Source organism: Clostridium tagluense, assembly GCF_003865095.1.
In the GTDB taxonomy this organism is placed as follows: domain Bacteria; phylum Bacillota; class Clostridia; order Clostridiales; family Clostridiaceae; genus Clostridium_AD; species Clostridium_AD tagluense.
Genome location: NZ_BHYK01000014.1, coordinates 39,179 through 64,140, shown reverse-complemented (window position 1 = coordinate 64,140; position 24,962 = coordinate 39,179). Strand labels below are relative to the sequence as shown.

The following is a 24,962-nucleotide window of genomic DNA, read 5'->3' as shown; positions in this document are numbered from 1 at the left end:
CTTATAGAAATGGGAGATCGTCCTTCTGAAATGTCGTTAAACAGGTCTCTATACCCGGGATTAAAGCTCTGTTTAAAAGAAATTAAATTTACACAAATTAACCATAATTAACATATGTATATATGTATATTTTGAGCAATAGCATAAAACCGCATAAAAATAGACATATATTTTCATGCCTTTAACAAAATATCATGTATATATTATTAAGTCAACAGAGATAAAAAATAGCTATAGATGAGTCAAATACTATTTGAAAAACTGATTTGCATATGATTAAAGTAGAGTGTAAACTTTATGTGTACTAAATATAGTACTTGTAAAAACTTATAGTTAACGTTTCTAATAGTTAGGGCACTATAGTAGTTATATAATTCTATAAAGTATCTGAAAAAAATAACAAATCAGTATGTTATTTTATTTTTTTTAAATGCTTTAAAAAATTTAGTATAGAATTTATCAAGGAGGAATTAAGATGAGTCAAATTATAAAGCCAGATCAAATGACACCGAGAGAAAGAATGGAGGCATTTTCAGCTGGAAAACAAATTGATAGAATCCCATGTGGTCCATTTTTAGGGGAGGCTTGTGCACCGCTTTTTGGACATACAATTAAAGAACATAATTTTTCAACAGAAGTAATTATAGATGTAGCGGTGAAAAGTTTTGAAACATTCAGACCAGATAGTATAGGTGTTGGTCCAGGGCTTCAGGGAATACCTGAGGCTATGGGAAGTGAATTTAAATTTCCGGAAAATGGAACACCTTACTTTAGTAAACCTATATTAAGGGACTATAAGGATATAGGAAAACTATCACCTATAGATCCTTATAAAGATGGAAGAATATCATATTTTCTTGAAGCACTTAAGGTAGCTAATTCAAAAATTGGGCATGAAGTATTTGTAGGTAGTTCCATGGGAGGACCATTTACTACTGCTGCTTTTTTAAGAGGAACAGAAGATTTCCTAAAGGATATAACTAGAAACCCTGAAATGGTACATAAATTACTCGAAATATCCACCCAAAGTGTTATAAACTATATTGACGCAGTATGCGATTTAGGGTTAAGTCCAAGTATTGCTGAACCTGTTGCGTCAGGTACTATGATTAGTGCTAAGACCTTTAGAGAATTTGCAAAGCCATATTTGAAAAAATGTATGGATAGAATTATCGAAAGACGAGGAAGTGGGACCACTCTTCACATATGTGGAACAACTAAAAAAATATGGGCAGATATGGTGGATGTAGGTATTGGAAATTTAAGCTTGGACAATATAGATGATATAGGTGAACTTAAAGAGCAATTTGGGGATAAAGTTTGTTTAATAGGAAATGTAGCTCCAGTTGAAACTATACTCAGAGGAACTATAGAAGAAATACATAATGCAGGTAAGTTATGTATAAGCAAGGCATATGACAGTCCAAAAGGATTTGTTTTAAGCTCAGGTTGCGATATACCTATAGGAACGCATCCAGATAAAATAATAGCACTTATGGATTCCGCAAGAATATATGGTCAAAAGAGATAGCAAAGCTAGTGCCACCAAGGGGGCAAGTTCGGATTTCGGTAACTGCCGATTTCACAAATGTCAAGTTGATGAACTGCATATAGAGGAGGAATAATAAATGTCAAATTTAAAAGAAGAATTATTACAAGCAATTTCTGATTCCGTGGTAGATATGGAAGAGGAGAAAACTATAGAAATAACTAAACAATTTATTGAAAATAATTTTGATGCTTACGAGGGTATTGATAAGGGACTAGCTCATGGGATGCGTAGAGCAGGAGAGTTATACGACGAGGAGGAATATTATATTCCAGAATTGTTAATTTGCTCAGATGCTATGTATGCGGGCCTTGATATATTAAAACCTCATTTAAAAAGTAAAGAGGGGGATAAAAAACATAAGGTAGTCATAGGCGTAGTAGAAGGTGATACACATGATATAGGCAAAAACTTGGTTAAAATTATGATGGAAACTGAAGGATTTTATGTAGAAGATTTGGGAAGAGATGTGCCAGCTATTAAATTTGTAGAAAAAGCCAAGGAAATAAATGCAGATATTATATGTTTATCTACTCTTATGACTACTACTATGTGCGGTATGGAAGAAGTTGTTAAAATATTAGAGAATGAAAATTTAAGAGAAAAAATCATGGTTATGATAGGTGGTGGACCAGTGTCATCTAGCTTTGCTGAGAAAATAGGGGCAGATGTATATACCGCAGATGCCTCTAGAGCAGCTAAAATGGCAAAGGAATTGATTAATAAGGCAAAGGAAGAACTTAAAATATGATTACCCCAAAGGAAAGATTGTTTAAAGTTTTAAAAGGGGAAAAAGTGGATCGTCCACCTTGCATTTGTCCAGGTGGAATGATGAATATGATAACGGAAGAGGTAATGGATATCACAGGAGTTAACTGGCCAGAAGCTCATAGTGATGCTGGAATGATGGCGGGGCTTAGCTTTGGAGTTTACGAAAATGGTGGTTTTGAAAATTTTGGAGTGCCTTTTTGTATGACCATAGAAGCAGAAGCCATGGGTGCGACTGTATATATGGGCACAAAGATTAATGAACCTAGGGTTACTAATTATCCAATTAATTATGCCTCAGAGTGGGATAAATTAAACAATATAGATGTAAGTATGGGCAGAGCGAAAGTGGCACTAGAAGCAATTAAAATTCTGAAAATAAAAAATCCACTGGTGCCTATAGTGGCAAATTTAACAGGACCTGTTAGTTTAGCTTCTTCACTAATGGAACCTATGGTTTACTATAAGGAGTTAAGGCGCAATCCTATAGAAGCTCATAAATTTATGAAATTTGTTACAGAAAATCTTATTACCTTTGGAAAAGCACAGATAGAAGCTGGAGCAGATGTTTTAACTATTTCTGATCCGAGTGGTACTGGAGAAATATTAGGACCTAAAATGTTTAGGGAATTTGCGCTACCTTATTTAAATACAATAATTGATGCACTAAAGCATGAATGCGCGGGTGGAACTATTATTCATATTTGCGGGAGACTTAAAAGTATTTACAGTGAATTAAAGGAGTTACATAGTAATGCTATAAGCTTTGATGCAATAACTAATGTTACTCAAATGGTAGAGTTTGTTGATAATAAAGTTATAATGGGAAATGTAAGCACCTTTGCTCTAGAGAATAGCTCTCAGGAAAATATAAAGAGTATAGCTCAGAATTGTATGCACAGTGGGTGTGATATTTTATCTCCAGCCTGTGGAATAGGTACAAAAACCAGTATGGATAATATTCGTAGTATGGTGGATGCCGCCAAAGGATATAGTGAAATAATATGAGTTATTTAACAATTGCAAGTACTGGAGAAACATATGAATTTGTAGTAAAAACTTCCCTATTAAATATAATACAAGAAAAGGGAATAGGAATGGAAAGTCCTTGTGGTGGGAGAGGTACCTGCGGAAAATGTAAAATTAAAATTCTAAAGGGTGAAATAAATCAGCTAACGCAAGAGGAAGCTAGTCATTTAACAAAAGAAGAAATAAAGCAAGGTATAAGGCTGGCTTGCCATGTAAAACCACAGGGTGATTTAACGGCAGAGTTATTAGAAGACAAAAACATAAAACATGAAATTTTGACAGAGGGTTACATGCCTTCTATAAGTATAAATCCAATGATACATAAAGAAGTTTATAAGCTTATAAAACAAAACTTTAAAAATGATTTATCCTATGAGGAAATAATAGAAGATGTTGTGCAGCAGAAAATAGAGAATAATAACATTGATTTGCTTAAACTTTTACCAGAGGCTTTTAAGCAAGGTGAGTTTACTGGAGTTTATTTAGGTGGCCATATTATAGGCATAGAACCTGGTAATACTGTGAAGGAAACTTATGGAATAGCTATGGATATTGGAACCACAACGGTTGTAGCATCACTAGTAGACTTAATTATGGGGGAAGAAATTGCCTCAGTAAGTGAAATAAATCCTCAAACAGAGTATGGGTTAGATGTACTTTCTAGAATTGCCTTTGTCCAAAGTAATCCTAAGGGGTTAGAGTTATTGCATAAAGGTATTATCAATTGCATAAATGGCTTAACTTTGAAGTTATGCAACGAAAATAGTATAGCAGCTTCTAGTATATATGAAATAACAATAGCTGCAAACACAACTATGATGCATTTGCTACTGGGTGTAAATACGGATTCTATAGGAAAAGCACCATATACACCAGTCTTTAAAAAGGCTCAAAATATTTCAGCAGGGAGTCTTTGTATAAATATATCACCTTTTGGTAGAGTATATTGTGTGCCCTCAGTGTCTAGTTTTATAGGTGGAGATATTACAGCAGGCATTATAGTTTCAAAGTTGCAAAAGGCAGATGAAAATATATTATTTATTGATATAGGAACTAACGGAGAAATAGTTATATCAAAGGCTGGGAAGCTTTCTTCTTGCTCTTGTGCTGCAGGGCCGGCCCTTGAGGGTATGAACATTAGCTGTGGCATGAGAGCGGCTGAAGGTGCCATTGAAGGTATAAAAATTCATGAAAATAAAATAAGCTTAAAGGTAATAGGTGATAAAACCCCTGTAGGGATTTGTGGCAGTGGAATTTTGGAGTCTATTTCAGAGATAGCCCGAGTAGGACTTATTGAAAAAACTGGCCGTATAAAAAAGAAAGAGTCAGTAATGGAAAGTAATCCAGGACTCGAACATTTAATAATAGAGGAAAATGGGAAACGAAAGATACATATTGCAATGGGCGCTAAGGAAATATACATAACACAAAAGGATATTCGCCAGGTGCAACTTGCAAAAGGTGCTATTTCATCTGGGTTTTATGCGTTACTTAATTTAATGGAAATAGATATGGTAGATTTACAAGAGGTAATTATTGCAGGACAATTTGGTAAACATTTAAATGTGGATAGCTTGATAGGTATAGGTATAATTCCTGAAGCCTTAAGGGACAAAATAACCTATGTTGGAAACTCTTCTAAATCTGGAGCAGTTATGTGTTTATTATCACAGCAGGTAAGAGAGGATATAGAAACCATAGCTAAAGATGTAAATTATTTTGAACTTTCTACTATGGATGGATACGAGAAACTATTTACAAAATGTTTGAGTTTTTCTTAGAGAAGAACGCACATGGATTGCTGTAGGACATGAATTAGCCTTGAAATTATTATATTATTTAAGATGCGGTGGCTATCCATGTTACAAGTGACATCGTAAACTTGCCACTTGGCTGGAAACCTGCAAGTTTATTATTCCTGAATATTGGGCAAACTAAAGATTAAAGTTGACCTTCATAGCTGCTAAGCATCTTATATATTATAATATTAACTACTTCAGAAGGAGATTTATATTCCAACTGAAGTTTTATTTTTATTGTAGTAGGTAATCTAACTTATATAAGAGGTGAAAAATCTTATTAAAGTTGTCATATCATCACAGTATGTGGTTAAATCACAGGTTACGTTAAAAAATACCATAAAAATCCTAGAAAAAAATCTGTTTTTGTGATATATTTATTAGAATATAGAGAAAATTTATAAGTGCGCAAAATTATAAGTATGCTAGCTTACACTTAAGCACTTACTTGTAAGCGAACTTACGCGTAAGCTAGATTAAAAGGAAGGTGACAAATATGGAAAACAAAACTGCTTCATCAAATTTTATAAGAAATATTGTTATGGAAGATTTAGAAACAGGAAAACACAGTAAAATCATAACCCGTTTTCCGCCAGAACCAAACGGATATTTGCATATTGGTCATGCAAAATCAATTATTTTAAACTTTGAACTGGCAGATGAATTTAGCGGTAAGACAAACTTACGTTTTGATGATACCAACCCAGCAAAGGAAGATAAAGAGTACGTTAATTCCATAGAAGAGGACATAAAATGGCTTGGGTATAAGTGGGATGAACTATTTTTTGCCTCAAACTATTTTGATGAGATGTATGATCGTGCTGTGCTATTAATAAAAAATAATAAAGCATATGTTTGTGATTTAACAGCGGGCGATATGAAAGAGTACAGAGGTACTTTAAGGGAGCCAGGAAAAGAAAGCCCATACAAAAATAGAACTGTGGAAGAAAACCTAGATCTATTTGACCGTATGAGAAAAGGTGAATTCGCGGATGGAGAAAAGGTTCTAAGAGCTAAAATCGATATGAGCTCTCCTAATATAAACATGAGAGATCCAATAATTTATCGTATGTCTCATGCAGTGCATCATAATACAGGTGATAAATGGTGTATTTACCCTATGTACGATTATGCACATCCAATAGAGGATGCAATTGAAGGAATTACACATTCAATTTGTACTTTAGAATTTGAGGATCATCGCCCACTATATGATTGGGTTATAAATAATTGTGAAATGGAAAATAAACCAAGACAAATAGAATTTGCAAGATTAAATATTACAAATACCGTAATGAGTAAAAGAAATCTTAAACAATTAGTAGACGAAGGCGTTGTAGATGCTTGGGATGATCCACGTATGCCAACCATAGCTGGACTTAGACGTCGCGGCTACACTGCAAATGCTATACGTAATTTTTGTAGAGAAATTGGAGTTGCAAAAGCTAACAGTACAGTAGATGGACAAATGCTAGAGCACTTTATAAGAGAAGATTTAAGCCCAAAAACACCTAGAACTATGGCAGTTTTAAAACCATTAAAAGTGGTTATTACAAATTACCCAGAATCTCAAGTAGAAATGCTTACAATTGAGAATAATCAAGATGATGCAGCCATGGGAACTCGCCAGGTATCATTCTCAAAAGAAATATATATAGAACAAGAGGATTTTATGGAAAATCCACCAAAGAAATATTTTAGGTTGTTTCCAGGAAATGAAGTAAGACTCAAAGGCGCATATTTTATAAAATGTAATGATTTAGTTAAAGATTCAGAGGGGAATGTATCTGAAATACATTGTACTTATGATATTGAAACTAAGAGTGGCACTGGATTTACAGGAAGAAAAGTTAAAGGAACAATCCACTGGGTAGATGCAACAAATGCGGTGCCAGCAGAATTTAGATTATATGAGCCTTTAATTTTAGATGAAGAGCAAGAAGAAGGAAAAACTTTCTTAGATCAAATAAACCCAAATTCTATTGAAATACTGCAAGGATTTGTAGAACCAAATATGGAATCTTCAAAGGCGCAAGATAAATTCCAATTCTTCAGACATGGGTATTTCAATGTGGATTCTAGATACACCTCACAAGATAAATTAGTGTTTAATAGAATAGTATCTTTAAAAAGTTCTTTTAAAATCTAAGCAAGATATAGTATTTAACAAACGTAATAAAAGCCAGTACAGGAATAATTCCTATACTGGCTTTTATTGTTATAATAATCTAGTTTCTATTTCATTTTTAATTCGTGCAATAAAGGAATCTAGTGCGATTGAACCTTCATCATCATTTCTACGGCTTCTAACAGAAACTTCATTTAGCTCAGCTTCTTTTTCGCCAACTATTAGTAGGAAAGGTGCTCTTTGCGTGCGAGCTTCACGGATTTTGTACCCGATTTTTTCTGCTCTATAGTCGCCCTCTACTCTAATGTTTGCTGCCTTTAGTTTAGCTACTACCTTATCTGCATAATCATGATACTTTTCAGAAATAGGTAATACTTTAACTTGCATTGGTGCAAGCCAAGTTGGGAAGGCACCGGCATATTTTTCTATTAAAATTGCAAGTGTTCGCTCGTAGCAACCAATAGAAGTTCTATGGATAACATATGGACGTTTTTTAGTTCCATCTTTATCAACATAAGTCATGTCAAATCTTTCTGGTAGTGCGAAGTCAATTTGTACAGTAATTATAGTATCTTCTTTACCATGAACATTTTTGATTTGAAGATCAAGCTTAGGGCCGTAGAATGCAGCTTCACCAATAGCTGTCTTATAGTTTATTCCTAAATGGTCTAATATATCCTTCATTTTAGTTTCAGTATCTTCCCAAGCTTTTGGGTTGTCGATATATTTTTCTTTATCATTTGGATCCCCTTTAGAGAATCTATAAGTTATATCATCTTTGAGTCCTAATGTCTCCATGAAATAGTTAATTAAAGCTACAACATCCTTAAATTCTTGTTCTAATTGATCAGGTCTAACAACTAAATGACCCTCTGAAATAGTGAACTGACGTACTCTGATAAGACCATGCATTTCACCAGAAGACTCATTTCTAAACAATGTTGAAGTTTCAGCATATCTAATTGGGAGGTCCCTATAACTCTTTTGATCAGAATTAAAAATTGTAAATTGGAATGGGCATGTCATTGGGCGAAGTGCCATAACGTCCTCATCCTTAGATTCATCACCAAGCACAAACATTCCATCTTTATAATGATCCCAGTGACCAGACATTTTATATAAATCACTCTTAGCCATAAGAGGAGTCTTAGTTATAACGTAGCCTCTTCTTTGTTCTTCATCTTCAACGAAACGCTCAAGCAGTTGAATTACCCTTGCACCATTAGGCATAAGTAGAGGTAATCCTTGACCTATAACATCAGACGTTGTAAACAATTTTAATTCTCGTCCAAGCTTGTTATGGTCTCTTTTTTTAGCTTCTTCCACTTGAAGTATATGAGCATCTAAATCAGATTTTTTTGTGAAAGCAGTTCCGTATATACGACTGAGCATTTTATTTTTCTCGCTACCTCTCCAGTATGCTCCTGCAACTTGAGTAAGTTTAAAGGCCTTTATATATTTTGTAGACATTAAATGTGGACCTGCACAAAGATCTGTAAATTCACCATGTTTATAAAAAGATAAAACTGCATCCACTGGTAGGTCTTCAATTAATTGAACTTTAAAATTTTCATCCTGTTCTTCCATTAAAGCAATAGCTTCAGAACGATTAAGTTCAAATCTTTCTATTGGTAAATCTTCCTTAACAATTTTCTTCATTTCTACTTCAATTTCTTTAATTTCATCTGCAGAGAAAGAACCTTGTTTATCAAAATCATAGTAGAAACCTCCATCTATAGCAGGTCCGATGGCAAGTTTTGTACTAGGGAATAATCTCTTTACTGCTTGAGCTAAAATATGAGTAGCGCTATGTCTAAAGGCTTTTTTACCTTCCTCATCATCAAAAGTTAATATACTAAGTTCACAGTCCTCAGTAATTTTGAAACGTAAGTCTACAGTTTCACCATTTACAGTTCCAGCACAGGCAACTCTTGCAAGTCCCTCACTAATATCTTTCGCAATTTCGATTACAGTCATTCCAGATTCATAAGATTTCATTGAACCATCTTTTAATTTAATATTTATCATATATATTACTCCCTTCTTTTTTATGAATTTTTAGTAGAAAACCAGCATGCCTTTAGGCTTGTGGCTGAATGCCTTCTTTTAAATTAAGTAGTAGTTTTTGTGATAGATAATGTATATATGCGAGAACTATTAAACTCGTAAGTTCACTTCGTTAATGTTATACAAGTTTTATAAATATATTTTTTATAAAACAAAAAAACCTCATCCCAATTCTAACTATAGAAAAGGGACGAGATTATAATTTCCCGCGGTTCCACCCAAATTGTTTATAAAAATAAACCACTTATTAATTATAACGGAATTACCGGACTTTATTGGAGTCACTCAGAGGTGGTCTTCAGCAATTAATATTTAAGAATAATTTCAGCTAATGTATTCTCTCTCTGTAAATATGATATGGCTTACTTTTCTCTTCGTAGTGTTAAAATATTTAATTTAAAGTAATTATAGCACTTGCGGTAAAAATGTCAAGGTGTCAATAATATTAGTTTAGAACTATAATATGCATTTTACAAAATAACTATATTTGGTTATTTTACTACGTTAAATTGTGGTGCATAAGTGTCCTTAGAAAGTATATCAAAGATAAATCCTTGATTTTTAAGACCTTCAATTATTTCTGGTAAGGCTTGTACAGTTGTAGTTTTTGGTGCTAAATCATGCATTAAAATAATGGCATGTTTTGTTTGAGAACTTTCAGTTAGAACAGCATGTACAATTTTATTTTTGTCTTGACGGTAAGCAGAAGCATCAGTGGAATCCACATTCCAATCAAAATATTTATATCCTTCTATAGTCATTTTTTTAATTACACCAGTCATTATCTCTTTACCACCATAATTATGACTGATAGTATTATTAGAACCACCTGGATATCTTAAAATATGATTAGGCTCCTTGCCAGTTATTTCAGTAAGGAAGGCATCTAATTTTTTCACATCATTATTAAAGTTATCTGGGGAGGTATAAACATCTTTATATTCATGACTATAAGTATGGTTAGCTAAGGCATGTCCACCATCAGCAATTTGTTTATATAAATCTCTTAAAGCAGGGTGACCATTTACAAAGAAAGTAGCTTTAATGTCATATTGTTTTAAGATTTTCAATATTTCTAAAGTGTTCTTTGATGGACCGTCATCAAAAGTTAAATAAGCTATTTTTGCTTTAAGGGAGGTTTCCTTATAAGATAGTTCATTTTCTTTAATTTTGTCTTGAAGATTTTTGTTTTGTGATTTTAACTTTTCATTATGGGACTGCATTTGGGTTATTTCTTGTTGTAATTTAGTAGTTTCATGTTCACTTTTTACAACTGTTACTTCGCCAATAGCTGCTTTAACAATTGAAGAAACAAATATAGTAAGAATGAAAATTTTCACTAATAGAAGTGGTAATGAGCTTTTTTTGTTTTTTCTTGAATTTCTCATAGTAAAACCGTCCTTTTTTTATTTTCATCTGCTTAAATTAATTATATTAATTTATAATAAGTTTTAATTTATTAACCTTTTCTGAAACCTTAGCATTTGTTTCAAGGAGCTGATTATTAACCTTTTTTAGAGTCTGATTTTCAGATTTTAGCGACTGAAATTCAATTTTTAAAGAATTATTTTCGATTGTAGTATCTTTAATTCTATTATTATTTGTAAAATGGACATATATTGAACCTAAAAATAAGATACTGAAAATTATAGTAGCAATAGTATTTTTTCTTTTCATTTCTTGAGCTCCTTTGTTAAAAAATTTATCGATATATAATATAATACGCTATATTATATTATAATACATTACGATAAAGTTACAAACATAAATATTAACAATATTAACTAAAATATAGGAAAAATTTAAAAAAAAATAATTTATATATAAATATATACAATTTTATGGTTTATATTGTATAATAATATTTGCCATAATTAATGGTAAAACTAAGTAATTGCAGTATTATGATAATTAAAAATAGAAAATATAAGAAAGAATAAAAAAATCAATATAAATTGTGAAAAACTATCAATGGAAATCATAATTTTACGATAATTATAAAAGATAATGTTAAAATGAAAATAAAATATAAAACGGATAAATTGTTTTGTAAGTGTTAATGGGAGGAATATAGGTGAATGAAAAGAAAATTGACTTGAATAAGATAGCAAAAAAACAATTAAAGGCAAACATTGAGTTACTTAATATTGATTGGTTGTTTAAAGATGATGTTGCACTTAAAAATATGCCACTTAAAGTGACTATTGTATATGCTTTAATTAGTGGGTTTTGGATACTATTTTCAGATAGGATTTTAAACATTCTTATTGAAAATAAATCTTTAATGGTACGTATGCAAAGCATAAAAGGATGGTCTTATGCTTTAATATCATCTTTTATAATATATTTTTTAATTAACGAATTCACTAAAAAAAGTAAAGCTTCATCTCATACAATAAAAGAAAATTATCAGGAAATTCAAGCCACCTATGAGCAATTAATAGCTGCACAAGAGGAACTTCGGGCACAATTTGATGAATTAAATGAAAAACAAGCAATAATTGAAAAAAGTGAAGAAAGATATAAACTGGCTTTAGAAGGAGCTAATGATGCTATATTTGAAGTTGATCTTATAACTAAAGAGTTTTTTTCTTCAGATAAAATTAGTGATATTACAGGATATGATAAGGATGACATAACTTCACTGGAGGATTTAATTAAGTTAGTTGCAGATGAAGATAGAAAAATAGCGATAGATGATTTTAACAATCATATTAATGGAAAAACATTATATTACCAAAGCAGTTTGAAAATCAAGTATAATGGTGGCGGAGATAAATGGGTTTTAATTAGAGGCAAGTGTCTGAGAAACAAAAATGGTCTTGCAACTAAAGTTTCAGGATCTGTTACAGATATTTCTGGACAAAAGGATTTTGAAAATAAAATTAATAAATTGAAGTACTATGATATATTAACAGACATACCTAACAGGAAATTATTTATTAATACCCTGGAGAGTGAGATTATTAAAGCAAAAGATAAGGAAGCTAAACATGCTGTATTGTTTATTGATTTAGATAACTTTAAGGAAATTAATGATACTTTAGGCCATGATTATGGAGATGAATTATTGAAAAATGTTGCAATCGCTCTTAAAGCTTCTATTAGAGAAGGGGATCTTGTTTCAAGAGTAGGGGGAGATGAATTTTTTATTTTAATGAAAAACATTGAGGATTACTCAGAGATAAGTTGCCAATGCGCAAAACTATTAAGTTCATTGAATTGTGAAATAAGTATAGTTGGTAAGCAAGTATATACTTCAGCAAGTATTGGCATTACTGTATTTCCAGATGATGGCTATGAAACCAATATACTATTAAAAAATGCGGATACTGCAATGTATAGTTCTAAATATAATGGTAAAGCCAAATATTCTTTCTTTAATAAAAATATGAGTGATATAGTGGTAAGACGGGTTGAAATAGAAAAAGGCTTAAGGCGTGCACTTGAAAAGAATGAGTTTGAAATATATTATCAACCACAAATAGATATTATAAATAATAAAATAAAAGGATTTGAAGCGCTTTTAAGATGGAATAGTACTGAGCTTGGTAAAATATCTCCATCAGAGTTTATCCCTGTGGCAGAGGCAAGTGGGCTAATAATTCCAATGGGTGATTGGATTATAAAAACTGTTTACCTCCAAAATAATTTATGGAAAAGTAAAGGGTATCTATATGATACTATTGCAGTAAACTTATCTGCAGTTCAACTTCAAAATGATAAATTTGAAGAAAACTTAAAGAGAATAATAACTGAAACAAAGGTTAATACAAGATTTGTGGAACTGGAAATTACAGAAAGTATTCTTATGAAAGATTTTGAAAAGAGTATTAAACTACTTACTGAGATTAGAGACTTAGGTATAAAAATTGCCTTAGATGACTTTGGAACAGGATATTCTTCTCTTAGTTATTTAAAACAGCTGCCTATAAATACACTGAAAATAGATAAGTCCTTTATCGACAATATTGTTACAAATGAAAGAGAAAAAGCCATAGTAGATGGGATAATACAACTTGCACAAAAAATTGATTTAGACGTTATTGCAGAGGGAGTAGAAACAAAGGAACAAATTAAACTATTGCAAAGCATGGGCTGTAATCAAATACAAGGCTATTATTTTAGCAAACCGCTACCATCAGATGAAATCGAAGAAAAATTCTTAAAAACTAATTGGATTAAACCATATAATTAAAAAACAAAGAGCAGTGATTTTTGAAATCACTGCTCTTTATATTTTAAAATAATAAATATAATAAGGGATGTTCAATAGAATACTGTTATGCTATAATAATACATAAATGTATAATTAAGTAAATAAAAATAAGCTTAACAAAGTACATATGAGTTTTTGATACATTTTAACTAGGATTTATTTATAAATTCTAAAAGAACGAGGGGGATGTAAAAATGAAGCATGTATTTAGAAACATGGCAGTTGTGACAACTTTAATTTTCACTTTAAATGTAAATACATTAGTGGTTAAAGTAAACGGGAAGTTACAAGCACAGAAGTATTCGCTAACTAGAACTCAAACCGAAAGTCAAACAATTGAAAGGAAAATAGAACAATATGATAATGAAATTGAAAAAAACATGGCTAAAACAGAGGAGAATAAAATTAAAATATTACAAACTGAAAAGGCAATTAAAAGTGCTGTAGAAGAGATAAATAAGGTTGGAAATGAAGCGAAAAAGGAACAAGAATTATTCGATGCTAGAATGCGAAACATGTACATGAACGGGTTTGATGGATATACTAGTGTTTTACTAAATGCAGAGAGCTTTGGAGATTTTATATCAAGAGTAGAGAATGTAAGAATCATAATAAAGTTTGACAAAAAAGTAATGGGTGAGTTTGAAGCAATCCAAAATAAATTAAATGAAAAGCAGCATTCTCTAAATAATAGAAAGGTTGAATTACTTAATTTGCAGGTAGATAACAAGCAAAAGTTAGACAAGATAATCTTGGATAAAGAATCACAAAACAAATTGATAACTCAGTTAGATATCAAGGAAAATAATCTTATAACTAGGAGCGGTAAAGAGCAAGTATTAGTAAATCAAAGCATAGAAAAATCAGTAGATAAATATACGTCCTCAAGGGGAGCCACTAATTTATCAAAAGATTCTATAATAAGCTATGCTTCTAACTTCATTGGAATACCATATATATGGGGTGGTACATCACCTTCTACTGGTTTTGATTGCTCCGGATTTACGCAATACGTATATAGCCATTTTGGAATATCGGTGGGAAGATCCACATATGATCAAATAAATGATGGGATAGGAGTATCTAAAAGTGATCTTCAACCAGGTGATTTGGTGTTTTTTGGAATCGGGAACAAGCCTAAGCATACAGGTATTTACGCTGGTAATAACAATTACATTCATTCTCCTCGCACAGGAGATGTAATTAAAGTTTCACCTATGACGAGAGGCGATTATATAACCGCTAGACGATTAAATTAGAAAATATGCCTAAGGGATTAATAATTTACTGATTATAGTATTATACAAATCCTCTTCATCAACACCCACTAATAGTTCCTTGCCAACCATGGCTATAGGATGGGACTTACATTTATGACATTTTCCAAAACATTTTTTTATGGATATCTTTATATTAGGATGAGTTTCAGTTATCATAGTAATAACAGCATCATTCCATTTATTATGCTTGCAGAATTTAACTTTCATTAGATCAACTCCTTAAAATTTAGCAATTATAAGATGAAAAGAATATATATTCATATTCTATGCTAAGTATTATGGGAATATAATCCTGAGGAAAAATTAGAATAAGAATAGTTTGGGGACGGTTAACAATTAATTTAGACAAAGGAGAATTAAGCATGGACAATATATTAATTATTGAAGATGAGGAAAAGGTTTCAGAAATACTAAAAGCATATCTTGAAAAAGCTGGATATGGGGTTTATTGTACTACAAGGGGTATGGAAGGAATAAAACTTTTCGAGAAAATACCATTCAGCTTAGTTATATTAGATTTAATGCTACCAGACATAGCTGGTGAAGAGGTGTGTAGTATTCTTAGAAAAATTTCCGAAGTCCACATATTTATGCTTACAGCAAAGAGCACATTAGATGATAGGATAGAAGGATTAAACCTTGGAGCAGATGAGTATCTAATTAAGCCTTTCAGTCCACGAGAACTAACTGCAAGAGTAAATGCACTATTTAGAAGGCTTAATGTACATGAGTCTGAAACAAAAGTTTATAATAATGGAGATTTAGAAATTAATTATGATAAAAGAATAGTTAAGGTACGTGGCACAGAAATAGCACTTACACCAAATGAATTTGATATAGTATATATTCTTTCATCTAATGGGGGTAAAGTATTTACTAGGGAACAGCTTATTGAAAGAATTATGGGAATAGATTTTCAAGGATTTGATAGAACAATAGATGTACATATTAAAAATATACGTAAAAAGATAGAAGAGGATAGTAGGAACCCTAAATATATAGTAACCGTAACTAGAATTGGTTATAAATTTGGTGGTGACTAATTTATGCAAAGCATAAGAAAAAGATTAAGTATTATTTTAGTGTGCACCTCTATATTAGTACTTTTCATAGCCACTCTTTTGGTAAATATAGCAATATCAAGGACCTTTGATAAGTATTTAGTGGAAATACAAAATAAGAGGAATACTAGAATAGTAAAATATTTAGAAGAGGTATATAAAAAAACTAATAAGTGGAATGAAACATCAGGAATAGAAATTATGCATGAAGCTTATATGAGTAATTATTGCCTTACACTTAAAGATCAAAACAAAAAGATAGTTTGGGGAATGAACCCAAAGGATATGGCCCAGGATCCTAATGTTAATATGCATGTTAAAAATGAAGGGATTTATACTACAAGCACTTTTCAAATAAAACCTGTAGACAAAATTGTAGGGTACGTAGAAGTAGGGCAATATGCTCCGGTAATATTATCCCAAGAGGATGTAAATTTCAAAGTTTCAATAAATGAAAGTATTATTTTAAGTGTTGTACTTTCAACTTTAATAACAATATTAATTAGTCTGTTTATTTCGAAGCAATTCTCTACTCCTCTTAGGCAAATTTCAAAAATTTCCGTTCATCTTTCAAATGGAAATTATAACGAAAGGTCAAAGGATAAGAGTAGTATTTTAGAACTTGAAGATTTAAGAAATAGCATAAATACACTGGGAGAAAAGCTTCAACATCAGGATGTGCTCAGAAAAAGGCTGATATCAGATATATCTCATGAAGTTAGAACCCCTCTTAATATTCTTCAAAATAATTTTGAAGCTATGATTGATGGTATATTTCCCGTAGACAATGAAAGATTAACTTATCTTAATGAAGAAGTTATTAGATTTGGAAAGCTTTTAGATAGTTTAAATGCCCTGAAAGAGGTAGAAGGAGAAGAGAAAGTTCTAAACCTGGAAGAAATATCTTTGAAGGAAACTCTAGCCTCAGTTGTAAAGGAATTTGAATTAATAACTGAAAATAAAAATCTTAACATGACCTTAGAATGTAATACCAGTAAACAATTTAACATTTTAGGGGACACAGATAAAATAAAACAGGTAATTATTAATTTACTTTCAAATGCAGTTAAGTTTACTAAAGAGCAAGGTGAAATTAATATCACTTTAAAAGAAACGGATAGAAAAGTAATATTAAAAATAGAAGATACAGGCATTGGAATCAATGAGGAAGACTTGCCTTATATATTCGAAAGGTTGTATAGAGCAGATAAAAGTAGACACGAAATAGAAGGTATGGGAATAGGGTTAACCATTGTAAAAAACATCTTAACACTTCATAAGGCAAGCATAGATGTTATAAGTAAAGAAGGGAAGGGTTGCGTGGTTACTGTTTATTTTAAGAGTTATAGGGACGGTTAACAATTAAATGAATAAAGGAACTAGTCTATAAATAATTGGGGACGGTTAACAATTATTTACTCTATTTGTGAGAGGGTATATTTTTTTTAAAAGCTTATACCCTTTAATTTCTAAATGCACTTATTAGTAGCTTATTTTAATTATCTTAAGAGTGCAGATAAATATTTATTTTGAATGCTTGTCCACTATTAATAAATTAAAAATAAGTATCAACAACTTTTAATTTTTTTAGTTAATACAACAGACTAGGGAATAGATATGTTGGTTAAATATTTAAGAGGAATTTTAATGACTAACATTAAATTACATATTTCAAATTATAAAAAAGTATATAAATAAATACTGACTACGCATAGAATCTAATAAAATCCTCGATAATACTTTCATATTTTTCATCAGAGCCAATTAATTCAATACCTATGCTATTTAATTTTGATATTCTAGCCTGTGTGATATTACCAAGCATGCCGGATATATCACTGGACTTAAAATTACCGAGGTTCCTCATTAGAACAATTGTTAATGCTTTTGCATGAACAAGCTTTCTACTGTATTTAGTATTAAGTAGAATCTTTGATATACTCATCTTTGAGGCTATAAATTCTATTATATCTTCAGACATGAATTTTCTTACAAGTACATTTCTTCCACTTCTATATTCTGTTTTTTCATCTTGGAATTCAAATTCTTCTTTTAATTTTTCATCGTCGCATCCAAAAACAAGGCTATAGTAATTTTTTATTGCAGTATCAAGATCATTACCGAAAAACCCCATGACAAATTCATAATCAACTATGTTGAAAAGGTCACGTCTTTTACCAACATATATTCCCAAACTAGAAAAAGAATATTTTTCAGGACAGTCTTTATATTCAGCAATATCTGTAGGATTATTATGTATATATAACGATACGGTCTTTAAATAGTGGTCATTATCAACTATTTTGCTCTTAAATCTATCTTTAAAAAGATGTCCTTCTCTTTTGTACTTTTTATTAAAGTACATTGCATATGAAAAATTTATTCCATGCATTACTTTTGATATATCTGCTCCATTAGCATCAACCAATAAATGTGCATGGTTATCCATAAGGCAGTACCCGTAAATTTTAACATTAAAAAGTTTTTTATACTTCTTAACAAGCGATAAATACTTCTCCTTATCTTCAGAATCCCTATATAAATCTACCTCGCTGATACTTTTGCACATAATATGAAATATAGCATCAGCTGTTTTTAATCTTGCCTTTCTTGCCATAAAAAATCACCCCTACTCATAAGCTTTTCTTAAAATTATTGCCTAAGGGTGGAGATGATATTCATATTTTTAAGCTAATGATTAAATAGTTGTTAACCGTCCCTGTCTGTTTGGTTACTAATTACCACCAGGAGAACAATAACTTCCATCTACACTATAATAACTAATTTAAATTATAAGCACCTGGCATGAAGATTTTATGAAGATGAAAGTAGTAATAATTTTATTTTTTTAAATATATACATAATTGTTAACCGTACCCAAGCTTATATATACATAATTGTTAACCGTCCCCAAGCTTATAAAGGTAAGAAAATAAGTTCATAAATTGTTAACAAAATTGTCATTAAAACGACATATAATTAGTATATTTTTATAGTAAAAGAATTTTAAAGAGATAACAATAATAATGGACATCTTTAAAGGCGTAGTACAAGGGGGAATGGTCAGATGAAAGGTAAGAAAATTGTCATTTCCATAGCAATAATAATAGCACTCGTTGCAACGACTTACTTAAGCAAACAGCCGGTAGGGTCCAGCAGAAGTGTTGCTACGCTTCATTTTATTTCTACTAATAATAAAAGTAACAATTATGGAATATCCAAACCTATATCTAAAATTGACTATGGAGATCTAGATTATAAACAATCATTAGACTACAATCAAATCAAGGTAGAAGAAGATTCTAAGAAACAGGCTCAGTTAAAGGACTTAGAAAAAGGGATTAGAACATTTTTAGGAAATAATATAAATAAAGTTGGATTGGTTTACTATGACATAGAGTCTGAAAATTTTATTGAAATAAATCAAGACAAGCAGTTTTTAGCAGCTAGCACAATAAAAGTACCTATAAATATGCTTATGTATGATATGATTCAAGAAGGAAAAATTGATATAAATGAAAAATTGATATTTAAAGAATGCGATTATGAAGAAGGTGCAGGAGAACTTCAAGGAACAGATTTAAGTAAACCTATTGCACTCAAGACCTTAAGTGACTATTCAATAATTTATTCGGACAATATAGCTATAAATATGATTTTAAGAAAAGTCGGCGATGAAAATAAATATAAGTATATCGAAAAAATCCTTGGGCATCCTACAGTACATAGTGAAAATAATACTACACCAAAGGATTCCTTTAAAATTTTAGAGAAATTATATTTAAATCTTGATAATAATAAATACTATAGTGGTTTGATTGAAACCATGAAAAAAACAGACTACCATGATAGGATAGATAAGTACATTCCGAAGGGGATTGTAGCTCATAAAATAGGTGACTTTGGTGAGTGTGTAAATGATATTGCCATTGTAAGTAAGGATAATCCATACATTCTTGTGGTTTTTACAGAAGAACTTCCAAATGCAGATGAAACTATTGCACAACTATCCAAGATGATATATGATGCTCAAAAATAATAAGTGGACAGATACACCAAGTAAATTGTGAAATTAAATATAGATTTCATCTACAACTTAAGTAAAAATATAAGAGATATATTTTGTTATCTAAAAAAAGTATATACTATGTAAATTAATTTACATAGCATATACTTTTTTTATTTTAAGTGTCGATTTTACCTTTAATCTCATAATATAAAGCAAGGGCACATTTTAATAAATATACTACCATCTTTATCCTGTGCCTAGATACATTATATTAGTAAAGTAGGTGAAAAAAATGGAGAATAGAACAGCTAAATTAACAGACATTGCTGTAGGCAAAAAAGTCAAAGTAGTAGAATTGATTTCAAAAGGCCTATCAAGACAACGAATGCTTGATTTAGGTATAGTGCCAAACACTATTATACATGTACTTAGGCAGAGTCCCTTTGGAGATCCTACCGCCTATCTCATAAGAGATACTTGCATTGCACTAAGAGAAGAAGAGGCAAAAAACATTATGGTGAGACGCATATAGTGTAGCTCTGAAATGATAAAAATTGTTTGCCGAAATATACCAATAGCAATAGAAAGGGAGAAGAAATATGGGCCTAACTCACACTTCTAGTACTAAGCAAGGGCTAAAGGACCTGTTTAATATAGAAAAGACAAAGGAAGAGGATTACGTAATTGCACTTGCAGGAAATCCAAATACAGGTAAAAGTACAGTTTTCAATGCACTAACGGGACTTCATCAGCATACAGGAAATTGGCCAGGTAAAACTGTAGTAAACTCTCAAGGGAAATATGTCCATAAGGATAAAGAGTTTATTATTGTGGATTTACCAGGCACTTATTCTCTTCTCGCAAGTTCCGTAGAAGAAATAGTCGCTAGAGACTTCATATGTTTTGGAAAGCCAGATGTAACAGTGGTGGTTCTGGATGCCACCTGTATTGAGAGAAATTTAAATTTACTTTTGCAGGTTCTTGAGATTACGGGTAATGTAGTGGCTTGCGTAAATCTTATGGATGAGGCTAAAAGTAAAAAGATAAGAATAAATATTGAGGCCTTATCAAAAGAATTAGGTATTCCGGTGGTACCAACTACTGCTAGAAGTAATATAGGTATGAATATTTTGAAAGATAGCATATATGATTTATGCACTAATAAAATTCATACCTGTCCATTACAAATTCAATATCCTACAGATATTGAAGAGGAGCTTAAGCAGATTACACCAATGCTACATTCAATTTTTATGGATGAAATTAATATTAAATGGCTTGCCTTAAGACTTTTAGATGGAGATGAATCTCTAATAAATTCTATAGGTAAATTTTTAGATTATGACTTAGGCATCTAAAAAAATAGACTAGTATATTTACTAGTTATTCCTTTGAAGATGCCTACACCAGCAATTAATGGAAGGTGTATTTATTGAACCTAAAGGAAGACATAAATATAAAAGTAGTTCTAGAAAAAACTAAACTTTTTAGAAACAAAAACAATAAGAATGTAAGAGACACAATTGTATCCACCATTTATAAAACAGCAGAGGACATAACTAGAAAAACCGTTACAAAAGACACTGAAAGAATGTTATCGGAGCAAAAAATTGATGACATAGTCACCTCTAAAAAAACTGGTATACCCATAATGATACTACTACTTGCGGTGATATTTTGGCTTACAATTCAGGGAGCAAATTACCCATCACAGCTTATAGCGAAATTCTTATTTTGGATAGAAGCAAAGATTGGATTATTCTTTATATATATTCAAGTTCCCCTTTGGCTAAATAACCTTTTAGTACTAGGTGTATATCGAACCTTTGCATGGGTAGTATCTGTGATGCTTCCGCCTATGGCAATATTTTTTCCTATATTTACGCTTTTAGAGGATAGTGGATATCTGCCTAGAATATGCTTTAATTTAGACCACGTCTTTAAAAAAGCTTGTTGCCATGGCAAACAGGCACTAACCATGTGTATGGGATTTGGTTGTAATGCTTGTGGCGTAATAGCTTGTAGGATAATTGAATCTCCAAGAGAGAGGCTTATAGCAATAATAACCAACAATTTTGTGCCCTGTAATGGAAGATTTCCCGCTTTAATAGCACTATCCATGGTGTTTGTAGGTGTGAGTTTTTCCTCAACTACTAGCTCTATTATAGCTGCACTAATGGTAGTAGTTTTAGTGCTTATAGGTATAGGAATGACATTACTAACATCCTATGCATTATCAAAAACAATACTAAAAGGCATGCCCTCAAGTTTTACCCTAGAGCTACCACCCTATAGAAAACCTCAAGTAGGAAGAGTACTATATACCTCTATAATTGATAGAACCATGTTTGTGCTAGGAAGAGCCATAATTGTAGCGGTGCCTGCTGGTGCTATAACCTATATTCTTGGAAATGTAATAATCGGTGATATAAGCATACTAGCTCATGTAGCAAATTTTCTAAATCCCTTTGCTAAGGCTATAGGCTTAGACGGCTTTATCTTAATAGCTTTTATTTTAGGGTTTCCAGCAAATGAAATCGTACTGCCTATTCTTTTAATGGCATACCTATCCAAAGGTTCCATGCTTCAGTTTGAAAGTATAAGTCAGCTTCGAGAAATTTTGCTTAATAATGGGTGGACTTATTTAACATTAATAAACACCATGTTATTTTCACTACTACACTTTCCGTGTGCTACAACAATATGGACTATCAAAAAAGAAACGGGTAGTACAAAATGGACAATATTAGCTATATTAATGCCCACAGTCATTGCTATAATCATTTGTTTTTTTACTACTCAAATCTATAGAATTTTTTAGCAAGTAAAACTAAGCCAAAAAAAGCATGGGGACGTTTAAGAACTTTTCATTATTAATCATCAAAAAACAATGGGGACGGTTAACAACTAATTAATAAAAATTAATTAATTGTTAACCGTCCCTATAATAATAAAAGTCTTGTTTAAAAAACTTAGATAGTAATGTATAATGTTATATAATATCAATGATTTGGAAAGGTGTGAGTTAAGATGACTTATATGAAAAAATATGAAGAATGGTTAAACAATGAATACTTTGATGAAAAAACTAGAGAAGAATTAAGGTCAATAGCAGAAGACCCTAAAGAAATTCAAGATAGGTTTTACATGGATTTAGAGTTTGGAACTGCGGGTCTAAGAGGGAAATTAGGCGCAGGACTTAACCGAATGAACATATATATTATTTCAAGAGCAACTCAAGGACTTGCAGATTATATTAAAGGTTATGGCAAAGAGTATATGGATAGGGGTGTAGCTATAGCATACGACTGTAGACATTTTTCTGAAGAATTTGCAGCTACAGCAGCACAAGTTTTAGCAGCGAATGGAATAAAAGCTTATTTATTTGAGCAGCTAAGACCTACTCCAGAATTATCTTATGCGGTAAGAAGATTACATACTGCATCAGGAATCGTAGTAACTGCCAGCCATAATCCTCGTGAATACAATGGATACAAGGTATATTGGGAAGATGGTGCACAAATTTTGTCATCAATAGCTACGGATATAACAAAAAAAATTCAGAGTATTTCAGACTTTAGTGCTATAAAACTCATGGATATGTCAGAGGCTAAGGAAAAAGGTCTAATAGTAATGCTTGGAAAAGCCATGGATGATGAGTACTTTGAAAAAGTAAAAGGCTTAGCTATAAGAGAAGACATAGATAAAGATATAAAAATTGTGTATACACCTCTAAATGGAACAGGAAATGTACCTGTAAGGCGTGTACTAAAGGAACGAGGATTTACAAATATAATAGTGGTACCAGAACAAGAAAATCCAGATCCAGATTTTACTACAGTGGGATATCCAAATCCGGAGGATGTAAAAGCATTTAAATATGCCCAGGCTCTTGGCAAAAAAGAAGAAGCAGAGTTACTTATAGCTACAGACCCAGATTGTGATAGACTTGCCATAATGGTTAGAGATAAAGATGGTGAATATGTTGCCTTTAATGGTAATCAAACAGGAGCAATACTAATAAAATATGTAGTAGAAGGAATGAAGGAAAAAGGAACACTTCCAAAGAACGCAGCCATAGTAAAATCCATAGTAACAGGGGATTTAGGAAAGGCTATAGCAAAAAAATACGGTGTAGAAACCTTTGAAGTACTAACGGGTTTCAAGAACATTTGTGGTAAAATTCCTGATTTTAAGAGGGACAATAGCAATGAATTTATCTTTGGATATGAAGAAAGCATCGGATATGTTGCTGGTACTTTTGTTCGCGACAAAGACGGGGTAATATCCTCCATGCTTTTATGTGAAGCAGCAGCCTATTATAAATCACAAGGGAAAACTCTAATAGATATACTAAATGAGATTTACGAAGAATTTGGGTATTATAGAGAAAATCTAATATCTATAGTTTTAGAAGGTATAGAAGGACAAAAAAGAATTTCTAGAATGATGGAAGAATACAGAAAAGAAAATCCAAAGACTTTAGGCACCGCAAAGCTAGTTAAATACATTGATTACGAAATAGAAAAATCTTATGATATAACTCTCGGCACAGAGCAGTCTAGTGGAATTCCAGTATCTAATGTACTTAAATTCTATTTTGAGGATGAGAGTTGGTATGCTGTAAGACCTTCAGGTACAGAACCAAAAATTAAAATATATATGTATTCTAAGGGGAAAACTTTAGAAATAGCAGAAAAGAAACTAGTAGAAATGAAAGAGATAATCATAGGAAAACTTCAAAGCACAAAATAAACATACTAAAGGGATGAAATTTTTCCTACGTGCTTTGCAAATGAACTAAAAACAAGAAATTCCATTAAGTAATTCTAATCTTTTGCTCATATAAAATTCTCTAGCGCTCAAACTCGGCGTCCTGCCTCGGTTTCGCTAGCCTGCCGTCCTGGCAGGCTTACGAGAATTTTATATTCGCAAAAGAAGAATTTCTAAATGGAATTTAATAGTTTCTGCGTCTCGTATTGCAAATCACTTCGGAGAAATTTCATACTCATTATAAATTATTTATCCTATCACTATATGCTTTCAACTTAAT

The 24,962-nt window shown here is 31.6% G+C and carries 19 protein-coding genes and 1 other annotated feature; of the genes, 14 read left to right on the top strand and 5 right to left on the bottom strand.

Going from position 1 to position 24,962, the window contains the following annotated elements; genetic code table 11:
- Nucleotides 1-475 precede the first annotated feature (475 nt).
- The 5 genes from Ctaglu_RS13315 (at nucleotide 476) to Ctaglu_RS13295 (ending at nucleotide 7,294) form a co-directional block, all read left to right on the top strand.
- A complete protein-coding gene (locus Ctaglu_RS13315; RefSeq protein WP_233439777.1) occupies nucleotides 476-1,531 on the top strand; it encodes a uroporphyrinogen decarboxylase family protein in 1,056 nt (351 codons plus the stop codon).
- 97 nt (nucleotides 1,532-1,628) lie between these two features.
- The gene (locus Ctaglu_RS13310; RefSeq protein ID WP_125002452.1) at nucleotides 1,629-2,300 is read left to right on the top strand and encodes a cobalamin B12-binding domain-containing protein; all 672 of its coding nucleotides are present in this window, start codon (nucleotides 1,629-1,631) and stop codon (nucleotides 2,298-2,300) included.
- Nucleotides 2,297-3,325, top strand: coding sequence for a methylcobamide:CoM methyltransferase MtbA (locus Ctaglu_RS13305; protein ID WP_125002450.1), 1,029 nt, complete (start codon nucleotides 2,297-2,299; stop codon nucleotides 3,323-3,325). Before Ctaglu_RS13310 ends, Ctaglu_RS13305 begins: the two co-directional genes overlap by 4 nt.
- Entirely contained in the window at nucleotides 3,322-5,127 is a 1,806-nt protein-coding gene (locus tag Ctaglu_RS13300; RefSeq protein WP_125002448.1) for an ASKHA domain-containing protein, read from the top strand. Before Ctaglu_RS13305 ends, Ctaglu_RS13300 begins: the two co-directional genes overlap by 4 nt.
- A 514-nt stretch (nucleotides 5,128-5,641) precedes the next feature.
- The gene (locus Ctaglu_RS13295) at nucleotides 5,642-7,294 is read left to right on the top strand and encodes a glutamine--tRNA ligase/YqeY domain fusion protein (protein ID WP_125002446.1); all 1,653 of its coding nucleotides are present in this window, start codon (nucleotides 5,642-5,644) and stop codon (nucleotides 7,292-7,294) included.
- A 69-nt stretch (nucleotides 7,295-7,363) separates the two neighbouring features.
- Here the strand turns inward: Ctaglu_RS13295 and thrS are convergent, their stop codons facing one another.
- The 3 genes from thrS to Ctaglu_RS13280 all read right to left on the bottom strand — a co-directional run bounded on the left by thrS (nucleotide 7,364) and on the right by Ctaglu_RS13280 (nucleotide 11,017).
- Nucleotides 7,364-9,301: a threonine--tRNA ligase gene (gene thrS, locus Ctaglu_RS13290; RefSeq protein WP_125002444.1), complete on the bottom strand. Its 1,938-nt coding sequence runs from the start codon at nucleotides 9,299-9,301 to the stop codon at nucleotides 7,364-7,366.
- A gap of 222 nt (nucleotides 9,302-9,523) precedes the next feature.
- Nucleotides 9,524-9,727: a binding site (T-box leader), on the bottom strand.
- A gap of 104 nt (nucleotides 9,728-9,831) precedes the next feature.
- Nucleotides 9,832-10,728: a polysaccharide deacetylase family protein gene (locus Ctaglu_RS13285; RefSeq protein ID WP_125002442.1), complete on the bottom strand. Its 897-nt coding sequence runs from the start codon at nucleotides 10,726-10,728 to the stop codon at nucleotides 9,832-9,834.
- A gap of 46 nt (nucleotides 10,729-10,774) precedes the next feature.
- On the bottom strand, nucleotides 10,775-11,017 hold the full coding sequence (locus Ctaglu_RS13280; protein ID WP_125002440.1) for a coiled-coil domain-containing protein: 243 nt from the start codon (nucleotides 11,015-11,017) through the stop codon (nucleotides 10,775-10,777).
- Nucleotides 11,018-11,414: 397 nt separating this feature from the next.
- Between Ctaglu_RS13280 and Ctaglu_RS13275 the strand changes: the two genes are divergently transcribed.
- Together Ctaglu_RS13275 and Ctaglu_RS13270 are read left to right on the top strand one after the other, a co-directional pair.
- A complete protein-coding gene (locus Ctaglu_RS13275; RefSeq protein WP_125002438.1) occupies nucleotides 11,415-13,538 on the top strand; it encodes a sensor domain-containing protein in 2,124 nt (707 codons plus the stop codon).
- Between the two features lie 215 nt (nucleotides 13,539-13,753).
- Nucleotides 13,754-14,818 carry a C40 family peptidase gene (locus Ctaglu_RS13270; protein WP_125002436.1) on the top strand — a complete coding sequence of 355 codons (1,065 nt, stop codon included), beginning with the start codon at nucleotides 13,754-13,756 and terminating at the stop codon, nucleotides 14,816-14,818.
- Between the two features lie 9 nt (nucleotides 14,819-14,827).
- Here Ctaglu_RS13270 and Ctaglu_RS13265 read toward each other — a convergent pair whose 3' ends face one another.
- Nucleotides 14,828-15,046, bottom strand: a complete 219-nt coding sequence (locus Ctaglu_RS13265; protein ID WP_125002434.1) for a DUF1450 domain-containing protein — start codon at nucleotides 15,044-15,046, stop codon at nucleotides 14,828-14,830.
- Nucleotides 15,047-15,201: 155 nt separating this feature from the next.
- Between Ctaglu_RS13265 and Ctaglu_RS13260 the strand changes: the two genes are divergently transcribed.
- Nucleotides 15,202-15,882 (top strand): response regulator transcription factor, encoded by a 681-nt coding sequence (locus Ctaglu_RS13260; protein ID WP_125002432.1) that lies wholly within the window; start codon nucleotides 15,202-15,204, stop codon nucleotides 15,880-15,882.
- Nucleotides 15,883-15,885: 3 nt separating this feature from the next.
- Nucleotides 15,886-17,259, top strand: coding sequence for a sensor histidine kinase (locus Ctaglu_RS13255; protein WP_125002430.1), 1,374 nt, complete (start codon nucleotides 15,886-15,888; stop codon nucleotides 17,257-17,259).
- A 346-nt stretch (nucleotides 17,260-17,605) separates the two neighbouring features.
- On the opposite strand, the gene Ctaglu_RS13250 is transcribed toward Ctaglu_RS13255, so the two are convergent.
- On the bottom strand, nucleotides 17,606-18,517 hold the full coding sequence (locus tag Ctaglu_RS13250) for a transposase (RefSeq protein ID WP_125002428.1): 912 nt from the start codon (nucleotides 18,515-18,517) through the stop codon (nucleotides 17,606-17,608).
- A 450-nt stretch (nucleotides 18,518-18,967) separates the two neighbouring features.
- On the opposite strand from Ctaglu_RS13250, the gene Ctaglu_RS13245 reads away from it, so the two are divergent.
- The 5 genes from Ctaglu_RS13245 (at nucleotide 18,968) to Ctaglu_RS13225 (ending at nucleotide 24,664) form a co-directional block, all read left to right on the top strand.
- Nucleotides 18,968-19,939, top strand: coding sequence for a serine hydrolase (locus Ctaglu_RS13245; protein ID WP_125002426.1), 972 nt, complete (start codon nucleotides 18,968-18,970; stop codon nucleotides 19,937-19,939).
- 262 nt (nucleotides 19,940-20,201) lie between these two features.
- Nucleotides 20,202-20,441, top strand: coding sequence for a FeoA family protein (locus tag Ctaglu_RS13240; protein WP_125002424.1), 240 nt, complete (start codon nucleotides 20,202-20,204; stop codon nucleotides 20,439-20,441).
- A 67-nt stretch (nucleotides 20,442-20,508) separates the two neighbouring features.
- Nucleotides 20,509-21,267: a FeoB small GTPase domain-containing protein gene (locus Ctaglu_RS26605; protein ID WP_125002422.1), complete on the top strand. Its 759-nt coding sequence runs from the start codon at nucleotides 20,509-20,511 to the stop codon at nucleotides 21,265-21,267.
- A 74-nt stretch (nucleotides 21,268-21,341) separates the two neighbouring features.
- Nucleotides 21,342-22,730: a nucleoside recognition domain-containing protein gene (locus Ctaglu_RS26600; RefSeq protein WP_507762485.1), complete on the top strand. Its 1,389-nt coding sequence runs from the start codon at nucleotides 21,342-21,344 to the stop codon at nucleotides 22,728-22,730.
- 209 nt (nucleotides 22,731-22,939) lie between these two features.
- Entirely contained in the window at nucleotides 22,940-24,664 is a 1,725-nt protein-coding gene (locus Ctaglu_RS13225; RefSeq protein WP_125002420.1) for a phospho-sugar mutase, read from the top strand.
- Nucleotides 24,665-24,962: the final 298 nt, after the last annotated feature.

What these genes read in the sequence shown, in the direction of transcription:
- Ctaglu_RS13315 (WP_233439777.1), top strand. Translation starts at nt 476, where the DNA reads ATGAGTCAAATTATAAAGCCAGATCAAATGACACCGAGAGAAAGAATG.
- Ctaglu_RS13310 (WP_125002452.1), top strand. Translation starts at nt 1,629, where the DNA reads ATGTCAAATTTAAAAGAAGAATTATTACAAGCAATTTCTGATTCCGTG.
- Ctaglu_RS13305 (WP_125002450.1), top strand. Translation starts at nt 2,297, where the DNA reads ATGATTACCCCAAAGGAAAGATTGTTTAAAGTTTTAAAAGGGGAAAAA.
- Ctaglu_RS13300 (WP_125002448.1), top strand. Translation starts at nt 3,322, where the DNA reads ATGAGTTATTTAACAATTGCAAGTACTGGAGAAACATATGAATTTGTA.
- Ctaglu_RS13295 (WP_125002446.1), top strand. Translation starts at nt 5,642, where the DNA reads ATGGAAAACAAAACTGCTTCATCAAATTTTATAAGAAATATTGTTATG.
- thrS (WP_125002444.1), bottom strand. Translation starts at nt 9,301, where the DNA reads ATGATAAATATTAAATTAAAAGATGGTTCAATGAAATCTTATGAATCT.
- Ctaglu_RS13285 (WP_125002442.1), bottom strand. Translation starts at nt 10,728, where the DNA reads ATGAGAAATTCAAGAAAAAACAAAAAAAGCTCATTACCACTTCTATTA.
- Ctaglu_RS13280 (WP_125002440.1), bottom strand. Translation starts at nt 11,017, where the DNA reads ATGAAAAGAAAAAATACTATTGCTACTATAATTTTCAGTATCTTATTT.
- Ctaglu_RS13270 (WP_125002436.1), top strand. Translation starts at nt 13,754, where the DNA reads ATGAAGCATGTATTTAGAAACATGGCAGTTGTGACAACTTTAATTTTC.
- Ctaglu_RS13265 (WP_125002434.1), bottom strand. Translation starts at nt 15,046, where the DNA reads ATGAAAGTTAAATTCTGCAAGCATAATAAATGGAATGATGCTGTTATT.
- Ctaglu_RS13260 (WP_125002432.1), top strand. Translation starts at nt 15,202, where the DNA reads ATGGACAATATATTAATTATTGAAGATGAGGAAAAGGTTTCAGAAATA.
- Ctaglu_RS13255 (WP_125002430.1), top strand. Translation starts at nt 15,886, where the DNA reads ATGCAAAGCATAAGAAAAAGATTAAGTATTATTTTAGTGTGCACCTCT.
- Ctaglu_RS13250 (WP_125002428.1), bottom strand. Translation starts at nt 18,517, where the DNA reads ATGGCAAGAAAGGCAAGATTAAAAACAGCTGATGCTATATTTCATATT.
- Ctaglu_RS13245 (WP_125002426.1), top strand. Translation starts at nt 18,968, where the DNA reads ATGAAAGGTAAGAAAATTGTCATTTCCATAGCAATAATAATAGCACTC.
- Ctaglu_RS13240 (WP_125002424.1), top strand. Translation starts at nt 20,202, where the DNA reads ATGGAGAATAGAACAGCTAAATTAACAGACATTGCTGTAGGCAAAAAA.
- Ctaglu_RS26605 (WP_125002422.1), top strand. Translation starts at nt 20,509, where the DNA reads ATGGGCCTAACTCACACTTCTAGTACTAAGCAAGGGCTAAAGGACCTG.
- Ctaglu_RS13225 (WP_125002420.1), top strand. Translation starts at nt 22,940, where the DNA reads ATGACTTATATGAAAAAATATGAAGAATGGTTAAACAATGAATACTTT.